The following is a 19,803-nucleotide window of genomic DNA, read 5'->3' on the forward strand; positions in this document are numbered from 1 at the left end:
CCCTGTCGCAGCGGGGGACAGGGGAACGCCAGATGATGGCTGCGTGAACTTGCCGCCACGTGTCATGCAATAGAACTTGGTGCGCCATATATAGCGACTAGCCTGTGCTCGCCCTTTTTGTGGCGATTTATCAGGAGCTGATCGTGGATATTAGGCGGCCGGGCGCGGTGATTGCGGCGTCGCTCTTTCTCGCGGCCGGATGCTCGACGGCCGGTGCCGACGAACACGCCTCACCGTCCACGTCCGCTCCCGCGAACGCCCAGGCGAGCGCGAATCCGACGGTCCAGATCGGCGCGAGCCACTGCGGCGAGGGCTGGACGAATCCGCAGGCCGGCCCCCAGATCATCATGGTCACCAACACCGGGGACGTCTCCTCGGGGGTCGATCTCGTCGACGTGCCCGGCGGTGCCGTACATGCCGAACTGGAAGGACTGGCCCCGGGGGTGACCCGGCCCCTGCGGGTCAGCCTGACCCAGGGGACGTACGCCATCCGGTGCGACGTGGACGAGCGGGACCTGATCGTCGGGCCGTCCGTCACGGTGGTGGGCAACGCCCCCGGTGGACCGGCGACGGTCCCGATCTCCGATAACGACCTGTTCGCCCCGGCGCAGGCGTACACCGAGTACGTGACCGGCGGGCTGAAGACCCTGCGGGCCAAGACCGAGGCGCTGACCAAGGCCGTGGACCGGGGGGATCTGACCGCCGCCAGGAGGGCGTGGCTGCCCGCCCATCTGGCCTACGAGAGCCTCGGCTCCGCCTACGGCACCTTCGGCGACTTCGACGGCGAGATCAACGGGCGTCCCGCGGGCCTGCCCGGCGGCGTCCACGACAAGAACTTCACCGGCCTGCACCGGGTCGAGTACGGCCTGTGGCACGACGAGTCCGCGAAGACGCTGCGCCCGATCGCCGACCGGCTGTACCAGGACGTCAAGGCGCTGTGCGACGACTTCCCCGACGAGCGGCTCGACCCGGCCGACCTGCCCCTGCGCGCGCACGAGATCCTGGAGAACACCCTCCAGTTCGAGCTGTCCGGACGATCCGACCAGGGCAGCGGCACCACGCTGGCCACCGCGGCCGCCAACCTCCAGGGCACCCGCGAGACCCTCGCCGTGCTGCGGCCGCTGCTCCAGGGCCGCTATCCCGGGCTGAAGCAGGTCGACGCCCACCTGGACCGGGTGGAAACGCTGCTCGCGGCCCAGAAGCACGGCGACACGTGGACGCCCGTCGACCAGCTGGACCACCGGGTCCGTAAAACCATCAACGGCGCGGTCGGTGAGCTGCTGGAAGAGCTCGCCCCGGTCGCCGAGATTCTCTTCCCCAGGCGGACACAGTGAGCGGCTACAACCGCAGGACGTTTCTCGCCGGAGCGCTGGCCACCGGCATCGCCGGCGCCGTCGCCCGTACCGCGCAGGCCGGCGCCGACGCGGGCGCGCCGCCGGTACCCCCGTTCCATGGCCCCCACCAGGCGGGGATCCTCAACCCCGCCCGGCGCAGGACGGTCGTCGCGGCCTTCGACATCGTCGCCGACGGCAAGGCCGAGCTGACGGAGCTGTTCCGCACGCTCACCGACCGGGCGCGCAGCCTGACGACCGGCGGCGTCCCGCCGGAACCGGGCATCACCGCGCCGCCCGCCGACTCGGGGATCCTCGGACCGAACGTGCCCGCCGGGGCCCTGACCGTCACGCTCGGCCTCGGCGCATCCCTCTTCGACGACCGGTACGGCCTGGCCTCCCGCAAGCCCGCCGGCCTGGTCCAGATGCCGGTGTTCCCCAACGACGACCTGGATCCGGCCTGGTGCCACGGCGACCTCAGCCTGCAACTTGAGGCGGACGACGACGACACCGTCCTGCACGCGTTTCGCGACCTCGCCCGGCACACCCGGGGGGCGATGCAGGTCCGCTGGCGGATGAACGGGTTCGTCAGCCCGCCGCGGCCCAGCGGCACGCCGCGCAACTTCATGGGCTTCAAGGACGGCATCTCCAATCCCGACACCAACGACGCCGCCGAGATGGACCGGCTGGTGTGGGTGCGGGACGAGAGGCCCGAGACGGCCTGGACCACGGGCGGCAGCTACGTCGCCTTCCGGCTGATCCGGATGCTGGTGGAGTTCTGGGACCGGGTGGGGATAAGCGAGCAGGAGCAGATGTTCGGCCGGACCAGGGACACCGGCGCACCGCTCGACGGCGCTCACGAGCAGGACGTTCCCCGATACGAGCTGGACCCGGCGGGCAAGGCCATCCCCATCACCAGCCACATCCGGCTGGCGAACCCGCGCAAGCCCGAGACGGACGACAGTCGCATCCTGCGCCGCAGTTTCAACTACGACCGGGGCGTGGACGACGTGGGCAACCTCGACGTCGGGCTGCTCTTCACCAGCTATCAGCAGGATCTGCACCGGCAGTTCGAGGCGGTGCAGATGCGCCTGGTGGACGAGCCGCTGGTCGACTACATCTCGCCGTTCGGCGGCGGCTACTTCTTCGTGGTCCCCGGCGTGCCGGACACGTCCGAATTCTATCTCCAAAGCATACTTATTTGAGCTATTTTAAGGGCTTATTTGGCTGTGTGTCGCTTTTGTGTGGTCAGAGCATTCGCTCAAGCAAGAAAGCATGCGGGCGCGGCCACGCCGGTAGCCGCCGGAGCGCCGGCGCTCTCGGGAACGACGCCCGGCCCACCGACAGCGAGGTGGTACTGCTTCGAAGTGCGGACTTCTCCGCCACGATGCGTGTCATGCGATCGTATGCACCTATTCGTTACGTCTTCACTCTCTCGTCCGATGTGTGATCTAGTGTCCAGCCCGACTATGGCCGCGCGAAATCCATAGAGGTGGATACGTGTCATTCACGAAAAGAGCGTTGTTGACACTTGTGGGGGTGGCTGCGGCGATCACCCCGGTCATCCCCCAGGTGGCCCAGGCAGCGCCTCAGGCGGCCCAGGTGGCCCAGGCAACCGGAAGCGAGCTCCAGCGGATCACCCCGGCGGTGGACCCCGGCAAGCCGCCACAGGATCAGATGGTCCTTGCCGTGATCGGCGACTACGGTGGCTGCGGGGTGGACCGGGCCTGCGCCTCGGAGAACCAGGTGGCCGACATGGTCCACTCGTGGAATCCGGCCTACATCCTGACCGTCGGGGACAACTCCTACCAGCAGGGCCGCCCCGAGGAGGTCGTCAAAGCCCAGGCGCCCTACAAGGCCGACATCGACGCGGGCAAGTTCTTCCCCATCATGGGTAACCACGACTACGGCAACGGCTGCACCCCGGAGAGCGTCCAGCCCAGCGTGGACTTCTTCAAGGTCCCGGTGGCCTACGTGGCCGGGTTCGGCAACGGGCTGGTGGACTTCCTCAACCCGGACGTCAACTGCCAGACGTCGTCGGGCACCACGATGCCGCCCATCTACAACCAGTACAAGAACACGGTCGACAAAAGCACCGCCGCGTGGGTCCTCTCCGGCGGCCACCAGCCCATCTACTCCTCCGGCAAGGCGGGCAACAACCCGGACCGCGCGTGGATGATGACGCCGGGCGTCGACCTGATCCTGGCCGGCCACGACCACCACGCCGAGCACATCGTCACCTCCGACGGCTACAACATCGCGATCACCGGTAACGGCGGCGAGGGCATCACGCCCCTGTTCAGCACCACTCCGGGCAGTCTCTACCGCGAGGCCACGGACTTCGGCGCGATGCGGCTGACCATCACCAAGGACTCCCTCAAGGCCGAGTTCGTCACCCTGCCGGGCAAGGTCGACTACTACTTCATCCTGAAGAAGGACGCCCAGGGCAAGGCGTACGTGGCCGAGCGCTCCGACTGGGTCGACCCGAACCCCGACCCCGGGCAGAACCCGACCCCCAACAAGTACAGCGTCTCGTTCGACCTCGCGGCCGACAAGACTGACGGACTGACGTACAAGAACTACGAGGACGGCCCCTTCCAGGAGACCACGGTCGACGGCCGGAAGGCGCTCGTCCTGCAGAAGAACTCGTTCGGCGGCGCCAACCAGCTCTACATGTTCGTCGACGACACGGCGATCTCCGGCGGACCGTACGCGGTCACGGCGACCTTCGCCTACCGCTCCCCCGTCCCGGGCACGTTCGCTCTCCAGTACGACTCCGCGACGAGCGGCTCCGCGTACCAGAAGTCGGCGTCGGTGACGATCGGCGCGGACCAGGTGAACCAGTGGCAGACGGCGTCGATCGACATTCCCGACATCCGGTTCACCAACCGGGAGAACGGCGGCGCCGACATGCGTCTGTCGGCCCCGGCCAACCTCCCGCTCGCCATCTCCGGGGTGAAGATCGACGTCGCTCCGCCCAAGCCGACCGTGACCCACGTGTCGATGGACTTCTCCGGCGAGCCCAACGGGCTGAACTGGCTGCCCTACGAGAGCGGCCCGGCCCACGAGATCACCGTCGACGGCCGCCGCGCCCTGCAGGTGGACAAGAACACGTTCAACAGCGGCAACAACCTCTACCTCGTGGTCGACGACAAGTTCATCCAGGGCGGGCCGTACGACGGCAAGGCGACGATCGAGTACCGGTCTCCGGTGTCCGGTTCGTTCGTCCTTCAGTACGACTCCGCGGCCACCGGGTCGGCCTACCAGAGCACCACACGCGTGCAGATCAGCTCGCAGATGGTGAACACCTGGCAGACCGTGACGCTCGACATGCCGCAGGTGATGTTCCGCAACCGGCAGAACGGCAACGCCGACATGCGGATCGTCGGCGCCAGTAACCTGCCCCTCATCGTCGGGTCGATGAGCGTCGACATCGCCGGCGGTGAGGATGAGGCGCTCGAGGACGCGTTGAACGCGGTCGCCGCCGCGGAGGCCCACCCGTCGGCCGAGACGATCCAGGCCGCCGAAGCCGCGATCGTCAAGCTCCCCGCCGGCACTGACGCCGACGCGCTGACCCAGCGGCTCAACGCGGTGAAGGCGATCGTCGCAGGTCAAATCCTCACGGCCGCCCGGGAGGCGGTCGCCGCCGCGGAGGCCAATCCATCGGCCGAGACGATCCAGGCCGCCGAAGCCGCGATCGCCAAGCTCCCCGCCGGTACCGACGCCGACTGGCTGTCCCAGCGGCTCGACGTGGTCAAGGCGATCGTCCAGGCGCAGGAGCTGCTCGCGGGGATCACCTCGCGCGACCTCACCGACCAGGCCGCCATCGACGATGCCATCGCCGACCTCGCGGAGGCGAGGACGATCATCGATCAGCTGCCCGAGGATCACCGCGGATCCCTGCAGGACAGTGCCACGGCTGCGCAGCGGCGGATCGTGGAGGCGATCACGGCAGTCCTCGCCGCACCGCCCCAGGGCAAGCCGGCTCCCATCGCCCGCCCCTGGCTGGACCTTGTGATCGCAGACACCTACGACCGGTATGGCAAGGACAACATGCAGGGCCAGGTGATGCGCGTCGTGACCGGACACGCCACCGGCCAAGAGGTCAAGGCGGCGATCGAGGAGTTCCTCGCCAAGCGATGAACCCTCGGGTGCGCGATCGGCAACAGCCGCATCAGTCGCCGAGCCTGTGCACCCGTCCGCCTAACACGATGAGGGCCGTCTCCGGCCCCGAGAAATGAACAAGGCCCGGGTCTCTGACCCGGGCCTTCGTTCATGGAGCGGGTGACGGGAATCCAACCTGCGCTGCCAGATCCTCGATCACGCACCGTCGCTGACGCCCGCCCCCATCACAGCGGGGGCACGCCCGAGTGACTCCACACCGGTCAGGACTCGTGAGGCGCAGGACGGGACGCCGTCGCCTGGTCAAGCGCTCCCCTGCCTCGACCTCACGGTCGTTACGCAACAAGAGGTTGCGGATCATCGGTGCGACCCACTAGAGTCATGCGCAACCGATGGTTGCTTATTGGGGGTCCGTAGTGGAGTTCGGAAAGTTGGAGCGCGAGATCCGCATCGACGCGGCACCGGAGATCGTGTTCGATGTGGTGAGTCGTCCCGAGCACATCAAGATGTGGTGGCCCGATGACGCGTCGTTCGAGCCTGCGCCAGGCGCGGTCGGCGAACTGGTGTTTGGCGCCCACGCTGCGGTTGAACCGATCACGGTGGTCGACGTGGATCCGCCCCGCAGGTTCGCGTTCCACTGGATCGCTCCTAACGGTCAGCTGCCCGATGCGGACAACTCTCTCCTGGTCACCTTCGAGCTCGAGCCCTCCGGTGACGGCACGATTCTGCGCCTGACTGAGAGCGGCTGGCGGGAGAAGGGCTGGGAGGCCGCTGTGCTCGAGGAGGCCTTCCACGACCACGAGCGCGGCTGGGACATGTTCCTGCCCAGGCTGCAGAGCTACGCCCCTTCCGTGGTGGCGCGATGACCGTCGCCGTCGACGACGAACTCTGGTCGGCGATCGGCGACCCGATCAGGCGCCGCCTGCTCGACCTGCTGCTCACGGAAGGAGTCGGTACGCCGACCAGCCTGAGCGATCGTCTCCCGATCTCGCGCCAAGCGGTCACCAAGCACCTGGGCGTCCTCGATCGCGCAGGCCTCGTGCACGCGACACCGATGGGCCGCGAGCGGCGCTACGAAGTCGACGAGGCGCAGCTCTCCCGCGCCGTCCGGCAACTGAATGAAGTCGGCAAGACCTGGGATGCGCGACTGAACCGCATCAAGCGCATCGCAGAACAGATCCAGCGTCAGAAGAACGACTGACCAACAGGCCGCCGGAAGAGATCTCCGGCGACCTCCTCGACCGATGTCGGCGCCCTGTCGCCTTTGGAGGACACATATGAGTGGATTGCTGCTTCGCGACAAGAGCGCTGTGATCTATGGAGGCGGGGGCGCCATCGGCGGCGCAATCGCACGGGTATTCGCCCGGGAAGGCGCGAGGGTCTTCATCGCCGGGCGGACGCAGGCGAAGCTCGACGCCGTGGCGCGTGATATCGCCGCCGCGGGCGGAACAGTCGAGACCGCGCAAGTCGACGTTCTCGATCAGCAGGCGGTCGAAAAGCACGCCGATGCGGTCGCGGCGACGGCCGGCGGCATCGACATCGCCCTCAACGCCGTGAGCGTCATGCACGACCAGGGGACTTTGCTGGCGGACCTCTCGCTTGAGGAGTTCATGCGGCCGATTGACGGCTTTCTGCGGACGCTGTTCATCACAAGCAAGGCTGTGGCACCGCACATGGGTCGCGAGCGTCCTGGCGTCATCCTGACTTTGTCCGAGCCGGGTTCCAAACTGGCTGTAGGCGGCATCTTGGGGCACAGCGTGAGCGCGGCCGGCAAGGAGGCCTTCTCCCGGGTTCTGGCCGCGGAGCTGGCACCTGGCAACATCCGGGTGATCGGCATCCGTCCACACGCTGTCGTCGATGCGCCGGCAGCGGGTTCCTACACCAAGGACCTCTTCAAGCAAACCGCGGCAGCGGCCGGGCAGTCGGTCCAGGAATTGCTCGAAGGCGGGGGGATGGCGCAGGGGACGCTTCTGAAGAGGCTGCCCACGCTCTCTGAAATCGCAGAGACTGCCGCGTTCCTGGCTTCAGATCGAACTGGATCCATGACCGGGACAATCGCCAATCTGTCCGCCGGCGCACTTGTCGACTGAGGCCGCCATGTCCGATCAGGCCGACAAAGCCGAGCTGCTTCGTACCCTGCACATCCCGGGCGCTCCGCTGGTGCTGCCGAACGCCTGGGACGTGGGCAGCGCCCGCGCCGTCGTCGGCGCGGGCTTCCCGGTGGTCGCGACCGCGAGCAACGCGATCGCCGCCGCTCTGGGCTACGACGACGGTGAGGGTGCCCCGAGCGAGGAGATGATGTTCGTCGCCCAACGCATCGCAGCCTCTGTCGACGTGCCGGTCACCGTCGACGCCGAGGCCGGCTACGGGATGGCGCCGGAGGAGCTGGTCGAACTGCTGAACGGGATCGGAGTCGTCGGCTGCAACATCGAGGACAGTGATCACGCCAACGGCGGCCTGATCGACGTCGATCTCCGCGCCACCTACATCGCGCAGATGCGCGCAGCCGCCGACCGCATCGGGGTGCCGCTGGTCATCAATGCCCGGATCGACTCCTTCTTCCCCACCTCGCCTCTGGCCGAGAATCAGAAGCGTGCCGATGCGATCAGCAGGGCCGAGGCGTACTGGTCGGCCGGCGCCGATTGTGTGTTCCCTCCCGGAGCCGGGCCGGACGACCTCCGGGCCATCGTCGCCGAGGTCGGCGCGCCGGTGAACGCCGGTCTTCCGCTGAAACGCGGGTCGCTGGACGAGCTTCGTGCAATCGGTGTGGCCCGGGTCTCCGTGGGGCCCCAGCTGTACCGCAGCGCACTCGACCACCTGCTAACCGATCTCCAGCCTCTCGTCGAGGCACGGAAGTGACTCCCCGTGGAGCGTCGACTTTCTCCCACAAGCCGACGCTCCACGGGGACTTCGTCCACCTCCGCTCGGTACGCTCACGGACCGCGCAGGACGTGACATCGCTGGTCTATAACGCCGGGATCGCGTCGGTGCGCAGCCCCTGGCCGATGACTTGGACATGATCGGGCAGGACCTGGAAACGCACCTCTTCGGTACGCTCCGAGTCATCCGGGCCTTCGCTCCGCACCTCGCATCCCACTGCGGATTGGTGCTGTCTGGGCCATGGAGGCGAGGAGGCGTAGTTTCTCATCGCTCTCGCTCCCCTGATCGGCGTAGTAGAGGACCAAGATCAGATCGTCGACGGGGAGCTTGTCTCGGTGCAGGCGCAGCTCACCGACGACGGGATGGTTCACGGTGGTGGTACCGCCGTCGAGGCTGCGGACGTCGTGACGCGCCCAGAGAGTTCGGAACCGCTCGCTCGACAGGGCGAGTTCGCCCACCAGTTCCACGAATCGCGGGTTGTCGATGTCGTCGCCGATGGACTTTCTGAAGACAGCGATGAACCCTTCCGTGGAGCGCGTCCAGTCCTGCTGGAACTCCTGCTCCTCAGGATCAAGGAGCAGCGATCGGAGACGGTTGTACCCGGGCTGAAGGCGCGGAGAGAGCGCGACTGCGAGCTGGTTGGATGCGAGCACATCGAACGCGCGCCCTTCCACGAACGCGGGAACCTGCACGCTCGCCAGGAGCTGATGCAACCGTGTGGGCACGCGCTCAGGCTTCCGGCGCCGCTGCGGCTTCGGGCGTGAAGTGGCCAGGCCGAGAAGGTATTCCTGTTCGAGCTCGTCAAGGTGCAGGACCCGCGCGAGCGATTCGAGGACCTGCGGTGAGGGGTTCTTGTCACGGCCGCGCTCCAGCCGCAGGTAGTAGTCGCCGCTGATGCCCGCGAGCATGGCGACCTCTTCACGGCGAAGCCCGGGAACGCGTCGATTCGCACCCGCCGGAAGTCCGACCTGCTTCGGAGTGACCAGCGCCCGCCGGGCCCGGAGGTAACCGCCGAGCAGGTTGGCGCGGTCGTCGTCGCTCATATTCAGCAGCGTAGTTCAGGACCCTCCCAGCTAAGGGGGCCCTGGTAGGACCCCGGAAGACGGGGGTACTGCCGCCGGCCGGAGAACAGATCAACACTGAAGGTGTCGCCGCACAGGAGAGGAGCTCAAAACGGCGATGCCGAAGACCGTGCTGATCTCCGGCGGCACCGGCAGTTCGACGGGCGCACGCGATCTTCCGTCCTCAGCCTCGGCACGAATTACGCGGTCACCTCGGCAAGGCCGAGCGCATCCTCGCGTGGAAGCCCCGACCGGTGACCCAAACCATCATCGACCGCGCCCACCAGCTTGTCGGCGCCCTGAGCAGGAGCGATCAATGGACATCACCAACCGCACCGTCTTCATCACCGGCGCCACCTCGGGAATCGGTCTCGAGCTCGCTCGCCGCTTCGCCGCGGCCGGCAGCGCCGTCATCGTCGGCGGCCGACGAACCGACCTGCTCGACCAACTCGCGGCAGAGGAGTTCGCCACCGTTCCCATCGACGTGACCGGCCAGGACAGCATCGACCGTGCCCGCGACACGATCCTCCAGAGCCACCCGGGCCTCGACACGATCGTGACGATGTCCGGGGTCATGATCCCCGAGGACCTGCGCGATCCCGCACACTTCAGTGCCGCGGAGAAGACGATCGACATCAACCTCCTCGGCACCATCCGCGTCATCGACGCGTTCACCCCGCACCTGATCGGACGCGGCACCGGCACCATCATCACGGTCACCTCGGGCATCGGGTTCCTGCCGTTCCCGGTCATGCCGACCTACGCCGCCTCGAAGGCCGGAGTGCATGCCTACTCCGAGGCGTTGCGCGCGCAACTGGACGGCACCGGCATCGAGGTCTGCGAACTCGTCCCCCCGGCTGTCGCCACCACGCCGGAGCAGGCACAGCGCAACCCCCGCGCGCTCAAACTGGCCGAGTTCGCCACCGAGGTGATGGACCTGCTCCAGGCCGACCCCACTCCGCACGAGATCCTCGTCAGGGGCGTGCTGATGCACCGGTGGGCCGAGCGCGACGGCACCTACGACGAGTTGGTCGCCCAGAGGTCGCAGGCACTCGCGATGCTCCCGAGCCGTCAATAAGCGCGGCGACGACGGCGTATGGCGCATCACGCGAATCATCTCGATCTACGAAAAAGACCCCCTTAGACGTGGCTCCACGAGAGCCGCACCCCGGGCCCCACGGCCTCCAATAGACAAGGAACAACAGTGAGTAAGCTCGCACTCGTCACCGGCGCCACCTCCGGAATCGGCCGGGCCTTCGCCGAACGCCTGGCCGCCGACGGCTACGACTTGGTGCTCGTGGGCCGGCGTCAGGAACGGCTTGAAGAGTTCGCCGCCTCGCGCCCCGAAATCAAGATCAAGGCCGTGGCCGCTGATCTGTCCACCACCGCAGGCATCGACACCGTCGCCGATATCTGCGCGACCGAGCCGCTGACCATGCTCGTGAACAACGCCGGTGTCGCCCACTACATGCCGCTCGCCGAGCTCCCCGCCGACAAGGCCACGGAACTCGTCAGCGTCAAGGTCCTCGCCCCCACGATGCTCACCCGCGCCGTGGTCGCGGGCATGCGGGAGCGCGGCGAAGGCACGATCATCAACGTGGCCGGCATGATCGCCTTCAGCGGCCCCGCCCCGCACTCCCAGATGCCCCGCCGCGTCGTCTACGGCGGGAGCCTGGCCTACCTCGTCGCGATGTCCCAGACCCTCAGCGCGGAGCTCGAGGGCACGGGAGTCCACGTCCAGGTCGTGTGCCCGGGTGGGGTGGCCACCGAGTTCCACGAACGCCAGGGCCTGGACATGAGCAGGGTGCCCCGCATGACGGCCGACGATGTCGTCACGGCGAGCCTGCGCGGCCTGGAACTGGGTGAGACCGTCTGCGCCCCGGGCGTCGAGAACGCCGGCCTCCTGGACGCGGTCTTCCAAGCCGACCTCGCCGCCTTCGGAGCGCAGAGCCCCGAGCTCGCCACGCGCTACCGGACCGCCTGAACCGACACGGCCGGCGGTGATGCCCGCCCCCTGGCCGGCATGGTGCGTCGAGGGTCTGCATGGGCAGTCCGTCGGTGATGGCGCCCCTCACGTGCTGTCGCAGCCGGGCTCTCTACGGACGGAGGATTTGGTCTCGGCCAGTCGGCCGGCAAGGAAGCGCTGTTCTGGCTCGGTCTGCGCGAGGTCGAGCGCCCGGCGGTAGGCGTGGTGGGCCTCGCCGTCGCGGCCGGCACGACGCAGGAGCTCGGCGCGGGTGGAGTGGAAGTAGCGGTAATGGTCGAGATCGAGGCCGTCGAGGATGGCCAGGCCGGCTTCGGGCCCGTCGATCTCGGCTACGGCGATGGCCCGGTTCATCTCGACGATCGGAGAGCGGGTCTGTCTGGCGAGCGTCTGGTACAGCGCGGCGATCTGCCGCCAGTCGCGGGGCTCATGCAGGTGCAGGTCGGCGATGGCCGCTTGGACCAGGTAGGGCCCGGTCTGCCCTCGTGCCATGGCCCGCCGCAGCAGCGCTCGGCCCTCGTCGATCTGCCGCGTGTCCCACAGGGTGCGGTCCTGGTCGTCGAGGGGGACGATCTGCCCGTCGCGCAGGCGGGCCGCTTTGCGCGCGTCGTGCAGCAACATCAGCGCCGGCAGCGCGAGTGCTTCAGGTTCGTCTGGCATCAGGTCGGCGAGGGCGCGGCCGAGGTGGATCGCTTCCGCGGCGAGGTCGACGCGGCCGCCGCCCCAGCCCTGGTTGAAGATCAGGTAGACCACGGCGAGGACGGCCGCCAGCCGGTCGGGCAGCTGGTGATCGGGCGGGATGGCGAACGGGATGCCCGCGTGGCGGATCTTGTGTTTGGCCCTGGTCAGTCGCTTGCTCATGGTCTCGAACGGGACGAGGAACGCAAGCGCGATCTCGTCGGTGGTCAGGCCGCCGAGGGCGCGCAGGGTGAGCGCCACCTGCGCCTCGAGGGAGAGCGCCGGGTGACAGCAGGTGAAGATCAGCTCCAGCCGCTCGTCCGGGATGGTGGCGGCGTCGTCCATGAGTGCCTCCGGTGGCTGTGGCCCGGTCTCGATGTCGCGGGCGAGCAGCTTCGTCTTGTCGGCCAGGACCTGACGGCGGCGCAGGTGGTCGATGGCGCGGTTGCGCGCGGTGGTGATGAGCCAGCCGATGGGGTTGGCCGGTTCCCCGTCGCGTGGCCAGCGTTCGGCGGCGACGGCGAACGCCTCGGCGGCCGCGTCCTCGGCGAGTTCGATGTCGCCGAGGATCCCGACCAGGGTGGCCAGCACGCGACCCCACTGGTCGCGGAAGACAGTGTCAAGCGCCACGGAGGCGTCCGTCGATGACGGGCCGTACCTCGATCGCCGTCCCGGGTCTGGTCACCTGGAGCATCCGCTCGGCGATGGCGAGTGCCCCGTCGAGGTCGTCGGCCTCGATCAGGATCAGGCCGGCGAGGTACTCCTTGCTGTCGATGAACGGTCCGTCGGTCAGCAACATCCGTTCTTCGTCGTTGCGCAGCGTCGTCGCCGACTCGTCGGCGTGGAGCCGTGCCCAGCCGGTGACGTCCGGCCGGTCGAGCAGGGCGGCGAGGTCACCTGGAATCGGGCGCGTCGCCCGGTCCGTGTCCTCCGGCGGGCTGTAGGCCAACAACGCGTACTGCATGAGTCCTCCAGTCACGGGTCGATGACGGGTCAAGTATCAGACGAACGGCGTCGCCGTGGACGGACGGCGATCGCCTACCGATTTTTTTTCCAGGGGTGGTGTCCGTCCCGCGCCTGGCCGTTCGTCAGTGCTCCGGATCCGCCCCGAGCGGCTCACCGCATGACCGCGCCCAAGCAACCGGCATTACGACCTGGCCGACGTCCTCGTCGCCGCCTGACCGAAGGGACCCACAATGCCTGACATCCTGCACCGCATCAGCATCGACGCCCCACTGCAGCGGGTACACGACCTCATCGCCGGCACCGACGGCATCGCCCGCTGGTGGACCGGGCGGCCACTGACCGGTGAACACACCATCGGCTGCAGCTTCAGCGTCTACTTCGGCGACGCCGAGAAGCCCGCCGCCGTCATGCAGGTCCTGACCGACACGCCGGACCACGTGGTGTGGCAGGTCACCGACGGACCCGACACCTGGATCGGTACCGGGATCACATTCACTCTCCGGCCCGGCGGCCGCGGCACCACGCTTCTGTTCACCCACTCAGGCTGGCTCCAGGCCGGCGAATTCATGAGCGGATGCAGCACCAACTGGGGCGCCTACCTCACCAGCCTCAAGACCGGCGCCGAAAGCGGCGCGTTCGCGCCTCACCCCGCCGGCGAAATCAGCCGCTGGGACAACCCGGCCGACCAAGAAGGCTCGATGACCACCGAACCCACGCCCGGCCCGAACGCGGCGCGGCTCGAGCGCACGTACGACGCTCCGGCGGAGCTCATCTGGGAGCTGTTGACCACCGCCACCGGCCTCGAGGAGTGGTGGACCACCCACGGCTTCGAAACCCGGGTGAGCGAGCTCGAGCTCAGGCCCGGCGGTCGGCTGCGGTACACCATGACCGCGACCGCGCCGGAACAGGTCGCGTTCATGCGGAACGCCGGCATCCCGCTCTCGAGTGAGTTGCGTAAGACGTTCACCGAGGTCGCACCGACGACCCGCCTCGCCTACCTGTCACTGATCGACTTCGTGCCCGACCACGAGCCGTACGAGCACCTGACGACCATCGACATCGAGCCCGCCGGTGATCGCACGAACGTGGTCATGACGGTCGATTCCCTCCACGACGAAACCTGGACGCAGCAACATCGCGCCCATCGTGGCGACGAGCTCGACAACCTCGAGACGGCGATCAGGCGACGCACAATGTGATCGCACCTGCCCGGGCCGACGTACAAGCCGCGGTGGGATAGACCGCACACAGTTCTCAGCTGGTGGCGCCCCAGGTGAGAGAGAGGCCGGTGGCGGCGCGTTCGGTGCGGATCTCCATCATGCTGCCGAGGATGGTGGCATGGTCGGACACCACGGGCGTGGCGTCGAGCGTGTAGGTGATCCGGGTGCTGACGAGCACCGGGCTGCCCTGCGGCTCGTGGAGGTGGCGGGCGGCGGCGGAGTCGAGCAAACCGGGCCGGACCACCTCGGCTGCCCGGGCGACCGCCACTCCCGCGTCGGCGAGGGCCGTGTAGAGGGAGACGACGGTGAAGTCGCGGTCGCGGATCTGGTCGGCCACCGGCCGACGGACCCAGGACACCTGGTGTACGGCGGGACGTCCCGCGAACTCGCGGACCCGCTCCAGCCGCAGGGCGGTGTCGCCGGGACGCAGCCGCAGCTCCGCGGCGATCCGGGCGGGGGCCCGGCGCACCGCGCGCCCGGCCACCGCTGTGCGCACGTCGTGGCCCTGTTTACGCAGGTCGTCGACCAGGCTGCGGAGCGAGTCGAGCTGGTACGCCAGGTGGGGCGGGGCGACGAACGTGCCCCTGCCGGGCTGCTGCACGATCAGCCGCTCGTCGCTGAGCTGCCGCAACGCCTGGCGCAGCGTCATGAGGGTCACCCCGTAGGAGGCGCTCAGCTCCCGTTGCGGCGGAAGGGCCTCACCGGGGGCGTAGTGTCCCGACCGGATCTTCGCGGCGAGGTCGGCGGCGATGGCGCGGTATCTCGCCTCGTGCCCGGCGTCGAGGGTCATCGTGGTCGGTCACACTCCTGGTCGAGGGCCTGCCGCAGGGTCGCGAGGAAGGCCCGCAGGTCGTCCGGCCCAGCCCCGTCGAGCACCCGCCGCATGACCGCGGCGCCGACCACCACGCCGTCGGCGTGCCGACGGGCTTCGCGTGCCTGATCCGGGGTGGAAATGCCAAATCCTAGCAAGACCGGCCGGTCGCTGACGCGCCTGATCCGCTCGGCGAGCTCCGCCGCCGAAGCGGCGAGGGCGGCCCGCTCACCGGTGGTGCCCATCAGCGACACCGCGTAGACGAATCCGCGGCTGCGGCACGAGATCTCCGCCAGCCGCGGCTGCGGCGTCGCCGGCGACGCCAGCAGGACCAGCTCGATCCCGGCGGCGGCGGCCACGTCCGTCAGCTCGTCCGCCTCGTGCACCTGCAGGTCGGGCACGATCAGGCCGCCGACGCCGGCCCGGCGCAGTGCGGCGCAGAACGCCTCGGGACCATCGTGCAGCACCAGGTTGTAGTAGGTGCTGACGACCAGCGGCACGCCCAGGTCCCGGACCGCGGACAGGTCGGCGAGGATCCGGCGGGTGCTCGCCCCCCGGGCCAGTGCCGTGTCGCCGGCCTGCTGGATGGTGACGCCGTCCAGTGTGGGGTCGGAGAAGGGCAGGCCGACCTCGATCGCGTCCGCGCCGGCTTCGGCGAACGCCCGCAGGTAGTCCGTCCAGCCGGGCGTGATCCCCCCGGTGACGTACGGCATGAGCAGTCCGCGGCCGGTGTCCCGGCGAGCACGCAGGTGGCGTTCGACCGCGCCCGCGGCCAGGGTCGGGTTCGTCACAGCAGCTCCTTCAGGGTGGAGACGTCCTTGTCGCCCCGGCCGGACAACGTCATCAGGACCGTCGATCCGGCGGGCAGTTCGCCGCCGCCCGTCGCGCGGATCACCCAGGCGAGGGCGTGCGCCGATTCGAGCGCCGGGACGATGCCCTCGGTGCGCGCCAGCCGTACTGCCGCGCCGACCGCCTCGTCGTCGGTCACCGTGACGTAGCGGGCCCGGCCCAGGTCGCGCAGGTGGGCGTGCTCCGGGCCGACTCCCGGGTAGTCGAGCCCGGCGGCGATGGAGTGCGCCTGGGTGATCTGCCCGTCGTCGTCCTGCAGGAACAGCGAGCGGCAGCCGTGCAGGACGCCGAGCCGACCGCGGGCGGCGCCGGCGCCGCCCTCCGCCTCGACCCCGACCAGGCGCGCCGGGGTGTCGGCGAATCCGGCGAACGTGCCGGCCGCGTTGGAGCCGCCGCCGACGCACGCGACCACGTGGTCCGGGACGCCGGTCCGCAGCTCGGCGGCGCACTGGACACGGGCCTCGTCGCCGATGACCCGCTGGAACTCCCTGACCATCCACGGGTACGGATCGGGCCCGACGACCGAGCCGACGCAGTAGTGGGAGTCGCCGGTCGCGCCCACCCAGTGCCGCATGGCCTCGCTGGTCGCGTCCTTGAGGGTACGGCTGCCCGTGGTCACCGGGATCACCTCGGCGCCCAGCATGCGCATCCGGAAGACGTTCAGCGCCTGCCGCTCGATGTCACGCTCGCCCATGAACACCGTGGCCTCCAGCCCGAGCAGCGCGGCGGCGGTCGCGGTGGCCACCCCGTGCTGGCCCGCTCCCGTCTCGGCGATCAGCCTGCGCCGTCCCATCCGGGTGGCCAGCAGGGCCTGGCCCAGCACGTTGTTGATCTTGTGGGATCCGGTGTGGGTGAGATCCTCGCGCTTGAGGTACAGCTGCACGCCCAGCGCCTCCGACAGCCTGCGGGCCGGTGTGAGAGGGGTCGGCCGCCCGGCGTGCACGGCGAGCAGCCGCGCCAGGGCGCCGCGGAACCCCGGATCCGCCCAGGCCTCCCGGAACGCCTCGTCCACCTCGCGGCACGCCTCCACCAGGGACTCCGGCGCGTACCGTCCGCCGTACTCGCCGAATCGGCCCCGCGCCTGGGGCCGGCCCATCGTCCCGGCCGCCTCGACGGGCTCGGGCCAGAGCAACACATCTCGCATCCCATACCACCTCGTTCTATAACTCTTCCGAGAGTTCTATAACAGTGAGTGTGGCACGGGCGATGTGGACGCGCCACCACCGGTGCTCGGCACGGCAGCCGGGAGGGCCTTCGGCCGCGAATCGCAGCACGAGCGTGCGGATCGGTTCCTTCAGCGGGCCACGAGTGCCGAGATCCGGTGGGCAGTAGCGCCGGAGGTTGTCCGGCTTCTTGTGCCGGGACTTGGCCGGCTGAACGGACTATCATCACAAAGGCATCCTTTGCGATCACTCCTGGAACTCGAGCGCAAGGCTTCGATCCGACCAGGGTTGCTCACAGCCTTCGGCGGCTTTGGGCTCACGGTGATCAACTGGCTCTGCAGAAGTCGTAGTAGTCCGAGCCCAGAGATCTGTTTTCGCCTGCCATGGGCCGTTGGTAGCTTGATCGCGTGTGCCCATGCACTCACACGCCCTGCCGGCAGGCCGGAGCAAGGAGGGAACACGGTGTCCAGGCGCATGAGCACTCCGTCGGCGGCGCAGATCCGTTGGATCAACGCTGCCGCGATCTACGAGGCCATGCGTGCGCGGGAGTCCTGCACTGCCGGGGATCTCATGACGGCCACCGGTCTGTCGCGCCCGACCGTCCACACGACGTGCGACTGGCTCATCGCCCAGAGTCTCGTGGCCGAGGTGGTCACCGATCTCGTCCAGGACGCGCAGCCGGGCCGCCCCGCCCGCCGCTATCAGATCAACCCCCGCGCCGGGTTCGTCCTCGCGCTCGACATCCGGGAGAGCCGGGTCACGGGGGCCGTCGCCGACCTGACCGGCGGGATCTGCAGCGAACTGTCCCGCGACATCGCCGCCGACCCGAGCCTGCGATCACAGGCAGCCGTCCACGGGCCGTCGATCGCCCACGACCTCGTCGAACTCGCCGGCATCGATCCTGGCTCGGTGTGGCAGGCCTGCGTGAGCATCCCCGCGCCCGTCCAGTCTCGCGAGTACGCCCCTTCGACCGCCGCACAGTATCGGGCGGGCACCAGGGATGTGATCACTGAGCTCGAACGAACCCTCCCGTGGCCGGTGGTCGCCGAGAACGACGCCAACCTGGCGATGATCGGCGAACAGTGGCAGGGCGCCGCCGACCACCACGACAACGCCGTGCTGCTCGACGTGTGCGAGAACGGCTTCGGGGCCGGGCTCATCGTCAACGGCCGCCTCGTACGGGGCAGCAACGGCCTGGCCGGCGAGATGACGTCCGTCGACCTGCTGTCCGGGATGGGTCCCGACGGAGGGGTGGCGCGCAAGGTGGCCCAACTCGGAGCCGAGGCGGTCCGCGACGCGCGCGATGCCTCTGGCGCGGGTCCGTCCCCGGCGGAGACGGGGGCGCTCTTCGACCTCGCCCACGGCGATCCCGAGCAGGTGACGGACGAGATGGTGTTCGCCGCGCTCGACGTCGACGACCCCGCCGCCAAAAGAATCGCCGACCAGGTGGGCGCGATCGTGGCACGTCCTATCGCGATGCTGGCCACGCTGCTCGACCCGGAGTTGGTCGTCATCTGCGGATTTTCGGCCGAGGCCGCCGACCGGCTCATGCCATCGATCGAAGAGCAGACGCTGGAGCTCTACCGCAGGCTCGCCGCCCCACCGCCGCGGCTGGCGCTGTCGGCCCTCGGCAGCAGGGCGACCGTCATCGGCGGAGTGCGCCGCGCGCTCAACGAGGTGGAGGGCCGGCTCTTCGGGTCACCTCACAGCGACCGCTGGCCGGCCACGCCCCTTCGCGCCGCCGACGCTCGGTAGTCCCCGGGTCCGCCCGCCACTTCCGGACGCCCCGTAGGCGGGCGTTCGGCCTTTGATCCCTGCCGTACGCGCCTGATCCACGGGCGCGGATGCCCCCCTTGCCGCGGTTTACGAGCGGGCCTCTATGACGCAGCTGCCGTCCGCGGGGAATGTCGGCCAGGCCGCCCTGACAGCCCCCTGGCCGTTCGCCATATTCGACCGTTGACGCCCCGATCTACGTGGGGCTATGGTATCGAAAAACCTTTAATAAATACCCATTCGTAACATTGCGGTAACACCCCTCCAGTAGTTCACAACCGAGGCAGTCGGCACCGGGACCCACGGATAGACGTGGACGCTCCGCGGCGTCGAGAACGCCACACACGAGACACCCCGCTCGTGGGCAGCCCCTCCCCTCTGGCGCTCACACCGAGGACGCCTCGCCATACCAAGAAAGACTCCAGTGAGACACAACAAGCCGAAGATCGCCGTTGCTGTCCTGTCTCTCACGGCGCCGGCCACCCAGGGCCGAGGCTCCACCGGATGGCACGCCTGGCCCGAACACTCAGGGCGACCAAGCTGAGCGAGTCCCAGGTCGACCTGATGGGCCGGAGTTGGATCGAGGCTCGCCGCCACCTGGGCCCGAATCCTCGCGTCGGCTACAAGATCAAACTGAAAATAGACATTAATGATGTAAACGTGACAATTGACACCTCAGCTTCTTGAATAGGAAGCTTGAACGCGGCCGAGCCCCAGCCACCGTAGTCGGCGGCAGGTCCCCCCAGTCGTCGTGCTCCCGTCTCATAGGTCCCGCCGGTCCGTGACTTGGTCGCGGCCTGGTCGGCCCGCTGATCCGTGGCCGCGTGGTTCGCGGACCAGCCGGTGACGGGGCGGCCGGAGATCCCGGCCGCCGCTCCAGCACCGAGCCCTAGGCGGCGCCCGACGATGGTTCGACCGGGAGACGGCAGCCGAGTCCCCTCGGCGGCCCGGGCGCGGTCGACCAC

General features: G+C 68.8%; 17 protein-coding genes. 11 read left to right on the top strand and 6 right to left on the bottom strand.

The genetic code is table 11. The features are described 5' to 3' along the window. The first annotated feature begins 143 nt into the window (after positions 1-143). The 7 genes from Pph01_RS04975 (at position 144) to Pph01_RS05005 (ending at position 8,312) form a co-directional block, all read left to right on the top strand. Positions 144-1,334: an EfeM/EfeO family lipoprotein gene (locus Pph01_RS04975; protein ID WP_204071719.1), complete on the top strand. Its 1,191-nt coding sequence runs from the start codon at positions 144-146 to the stop codon at positions 1,332-1,334. Then, entirely contained in the window at positions 1,331-2,536 is a 1,206-nt protein-coding gene (efeB, locus tag Pph01_RS04980; RefSeq protein WP_204071720.1) for an iron uptake transporter deferrochelatase/peroxidase subunit, read from the top strand. Before Pph01_RS04975 ends, efeB begins: the two co-directional genes overlap by 4 nt. Before the next feature lie 334 nt (positions 2,537-2,870). Beyond that, positions 2,871-5,474, top strand: a complete 2,604-nt coding sequence (locus Pph01_RS04985; RefSeq protein WP_204071721.1) for a metallophosphoesterase — start codon at positions 2,871-2,873, stop codon at positions 5,472-5,474. Positions 5,475-5,884: 410 nt separating this feature from the next. Further along, positions 5,885-6,319, top strand: a complete 435-nt coding sequence (locus Pph01_RS04990; RefSeq protein ID WP_239116438.1) for an SRPBCC family protein — start codon at positions 5,885-5,887, stop codon at positions 6,317-6,319. Beyond that, positions 6,316-6,654 (top strand): ArsR/SmtB family transcription factor, encoded by a 339-nt coding sequence (locus Pph01_RS04995; RefSeq protein ID WP_204071723.1) that lies wholly within the window; start codon positions 6,316-6,318, stop codon positions 6,652-6,654. The genes Pph01_RS04990 and Pph01_RS04995 overlap by 4 nt, the downstream gene beginning before the upstream one ends. A 76-nt stretch (positions 6,655-6,730) precedes the next feature. Further along, entirely contained in the window at positions 6,731-7,543 is an 813-nt protein-coding gene (locus Pph01_RS05000) for an SDR family NAD(P)-dependent oxidoreductase (RefSeq protein ID WP_204071724.1), read from the top strand. 7 nt (positions 7,544-7,550) lie between these two features. Beyond that, entirely contained in the window at positions 7,551-8,312 is a 762-nt protein-coding gene (locus tag Pph01_RS05005) for an isocitrate lyase/PEP mutase family protein (protein ID WP_204071725.1), read from the top strand. A 203-nt stretch (positions 8,313-8,515) separates the two neighbouring features. On the opposite strand, the gene Pph01_RS05010 is transcribed toward Pph01_RS05005, so the two are convergent. After that, a complete protein-coding gene (locus Pph01_RS05010) occupies positions 8,516-9,376 on the bottom strand; it encodes a helix-turn-helix domain-containing protein (protein ID WP_204071726.1) in 861 nt (286 codons plus the stop codon). Positions 9,377-9,710: 334 nt separating this feature from the next. Between Pph01_RS05010 and Pph01_RS05015 the strand changes: the two genes are divergently transcribed. Both Pph01_RS05015 and Pph01_RS05020 read left to right on the top strand, forming a co-directional pair. After that, a complete protein-coding gene (locus tag Pph01_RS05015; RefSeq protein ID WP_204071727.1) occupies positions 9,711-10,472 on the top strand; it encodes an SDR family oxidoreductase in 762 nt (253 codons plus the stop codon). Between the two features lie 126 nt (positions 10,473-10,598). Beyond that, on the top strand, positions 10,599-11,378 hold the full coding sequence (locus Pph01_RS05020) for an SDR family NAD(P)-dependent oxidoreductase (protein ID WP_204071728.1): 780 nt from the start codon (positions 10,599-10,601) through the stop codon (positions 11,376-11,378). A gap of 87 nt (positions 11,379-11,465) precedes the next feature. On the opposite strand, the gene Pph01_RS05025 is transcribed toward Pph01_RS05020, so the two are convergent. Further along, complete coding sequence (locus Pph01_RS05025) at positions 11,466-12,686, bottom strand: RNA polymerase sigma factor (RefSeq protein ID WP_204071729.1); 1,221 nt, start codon at positions 12,684-12,686, stop codon at positions 11,466-11,468. Further along, entirely contained in the window at positions 12,676-13,020 is a 345-nt protein-coding gene (locus Pph01_RS05030) for a YciI family protein (protein ID WP_204071730.1), read from the bottom strand. The genes Pph01_RS05025 and Pph01_RS05030 overlap by 11 nt, the downstream gene beginning before the upstream one ends. A 232-nt stretch (positions 13,021-13,252) precedes the next feature. Between Pph01_RS05030 and Pph01_RS05035 the strand changes: the two genes are divergently transcribed. Continuing rightward, positions 13,253-14,221 (top strand): SRPBCC family protein, encoded by a 969-nt coding sequence (locus Pph01_RS05035; RefSeq protein ID WP_204071731.1) that lies wholly within the window; start codon positions 13,253-13,255, stop codon positions 14,219-14,221. A 55-nt stretch (positions 14,222-14,276) separates the two neighbouring features. On the opposite strand, the gene Pph01_RS05040 is transcribed toward Pph01_RS05035, so the two are convergent. The 3 genes from Pph01_RS05040 to trpB are packed head-to-tail and all read right to left on the bottom strand — an operon-like array spanning position 14,277 to position 17,046. Beyond that, a complete protein-coding gene (locus Pph01_RS05040) occupies positions 14,277-15,032 on the bottom strand; it encodes a GntR family transcriptional regulator (RefSeq protein WP_204071732.1) in 756 nt (251 codons plus the stop codon). Continuing rightward, on the bottom strand, positions 15,029-15,844 hold the full coding sequence (gene trpA, locus Pph01_RS05045) for a tryptophan synthase subunit alpha (protein ID WP_204071733.1): 816 nt from the start codon (positions 15,842-15,844) through the stop codon (positions 15,029-15,031). The genes Pph01_RS05040 and trpA overlap by 4 nt, the downstream gene beginning before the upstream one ends. Further along, on the bottom strand, positions 15,841-17,046 hold the full coding sequence (trpB, locus tag Pph01_RS05050; RefSeq protein ID WP_204071734.1) for a tryptophan synthase subunit beta: 1,206 nt from the start codon (positions 17,044-17,046) through the stop codon (positions 15,841-15,843). The genes trpA and trpB overlap by 4 nt, the downstream gene beginning before the upstream one ends. 481 nt (positions 17,047-17,527) lie before the next feature. Here trpB and Pph01_RS05055 point away from each other — a divergent pair, with 481 nt between their 5' ends. After that, positions 17,528-18,820 (top strand): ROK family transcriptional regulator, encoded by a 1,293-nt coding sequence (locus Pph01_RS05055; RefSeq protein ID WP_204071735.1) that lies wholly within the window; start codon positions 17,528-17,530, stop codon positions 18,818-18,820. Positions 18,821-19,803: the final 983 nt, after the last annotated feature.

Origin of the sequence: Planotetraspora phitsanulokensis, from assembly GCF_016863295.1 — a bacterium.
Taxonomy (GTDB): domain Bacteria; phylum Actinomycetota; class Actinomycetes; order Streptosporangiales; family Streptosporangiaceae; genus Planotetraspora; species Planotetraspora phitsanulokensis.

Bases quoted from the DNA above. Each gene is read 5' to 3' on its own strand.
- Pph01_RS04995 (WP_204071723.1), top strand. From the start codon at position 6,316: ATGACCGTCGCCGTCGACGACGAACTCTGGTCGGCGATCGGCGACCCG.
- Pph01_RS05000 (WP_204071724.1), top strand. From the start codon at position 6,731: ATGAGTGGATTGCTGCTTCGCGACAAGAGCGCTGTGATCTATGGAGGC.
- Pph01_RS05005 (WP_204071725.1), top strand. From the start codon at position 7,551: ATGTCCGATCAGGCCGACAAAGCCGAGCTGCTTCGTACCCTGCACATC.
- Pph01_RS05010 (WP_204071726.1), bottom strand. From the start codon at position 9,376: ATGAGCGACGACGACCGCGCCAACCTGCTCGGCGGTTACCTCCGGGCC.
- Pph01_RS05015 (WP_204071727.1), top strand. From the start codon at position 9,711: ATGGACATCACCAACCGCACCGTCTTCATCACCGGCGCCACCTCGGGA.
- Pph01_RS05030 (WP_204071730.1), bottom strand. From the start codon at position 13,020: ATGCAGTACGCGTTGTTGGCCTACAGCCCGCCGGAGGACACGGACCGG.
- Pph01_RS05035 (WP_204071731.1), top strand. From the start codon at position 13,253: ATGCCTGACATCCTGCACCGCATCAGCATCGACGCCCCACTGCAGCGG.
- Pph01_RS05040 (WP_204071732.1), bottom strand. From the start codon at position 15,032: ATGACCCTCGACGCCGGGCACGAGGCGAGATACCGCGCCATCGCCGCC.
- trpB (WP_204071734.1), bottom strand. From the start codon at position 17,046: ATGCGAGATGTGTTGCTCTGGCCCGAGCCCGTCGAGGCGGCCGGGACG.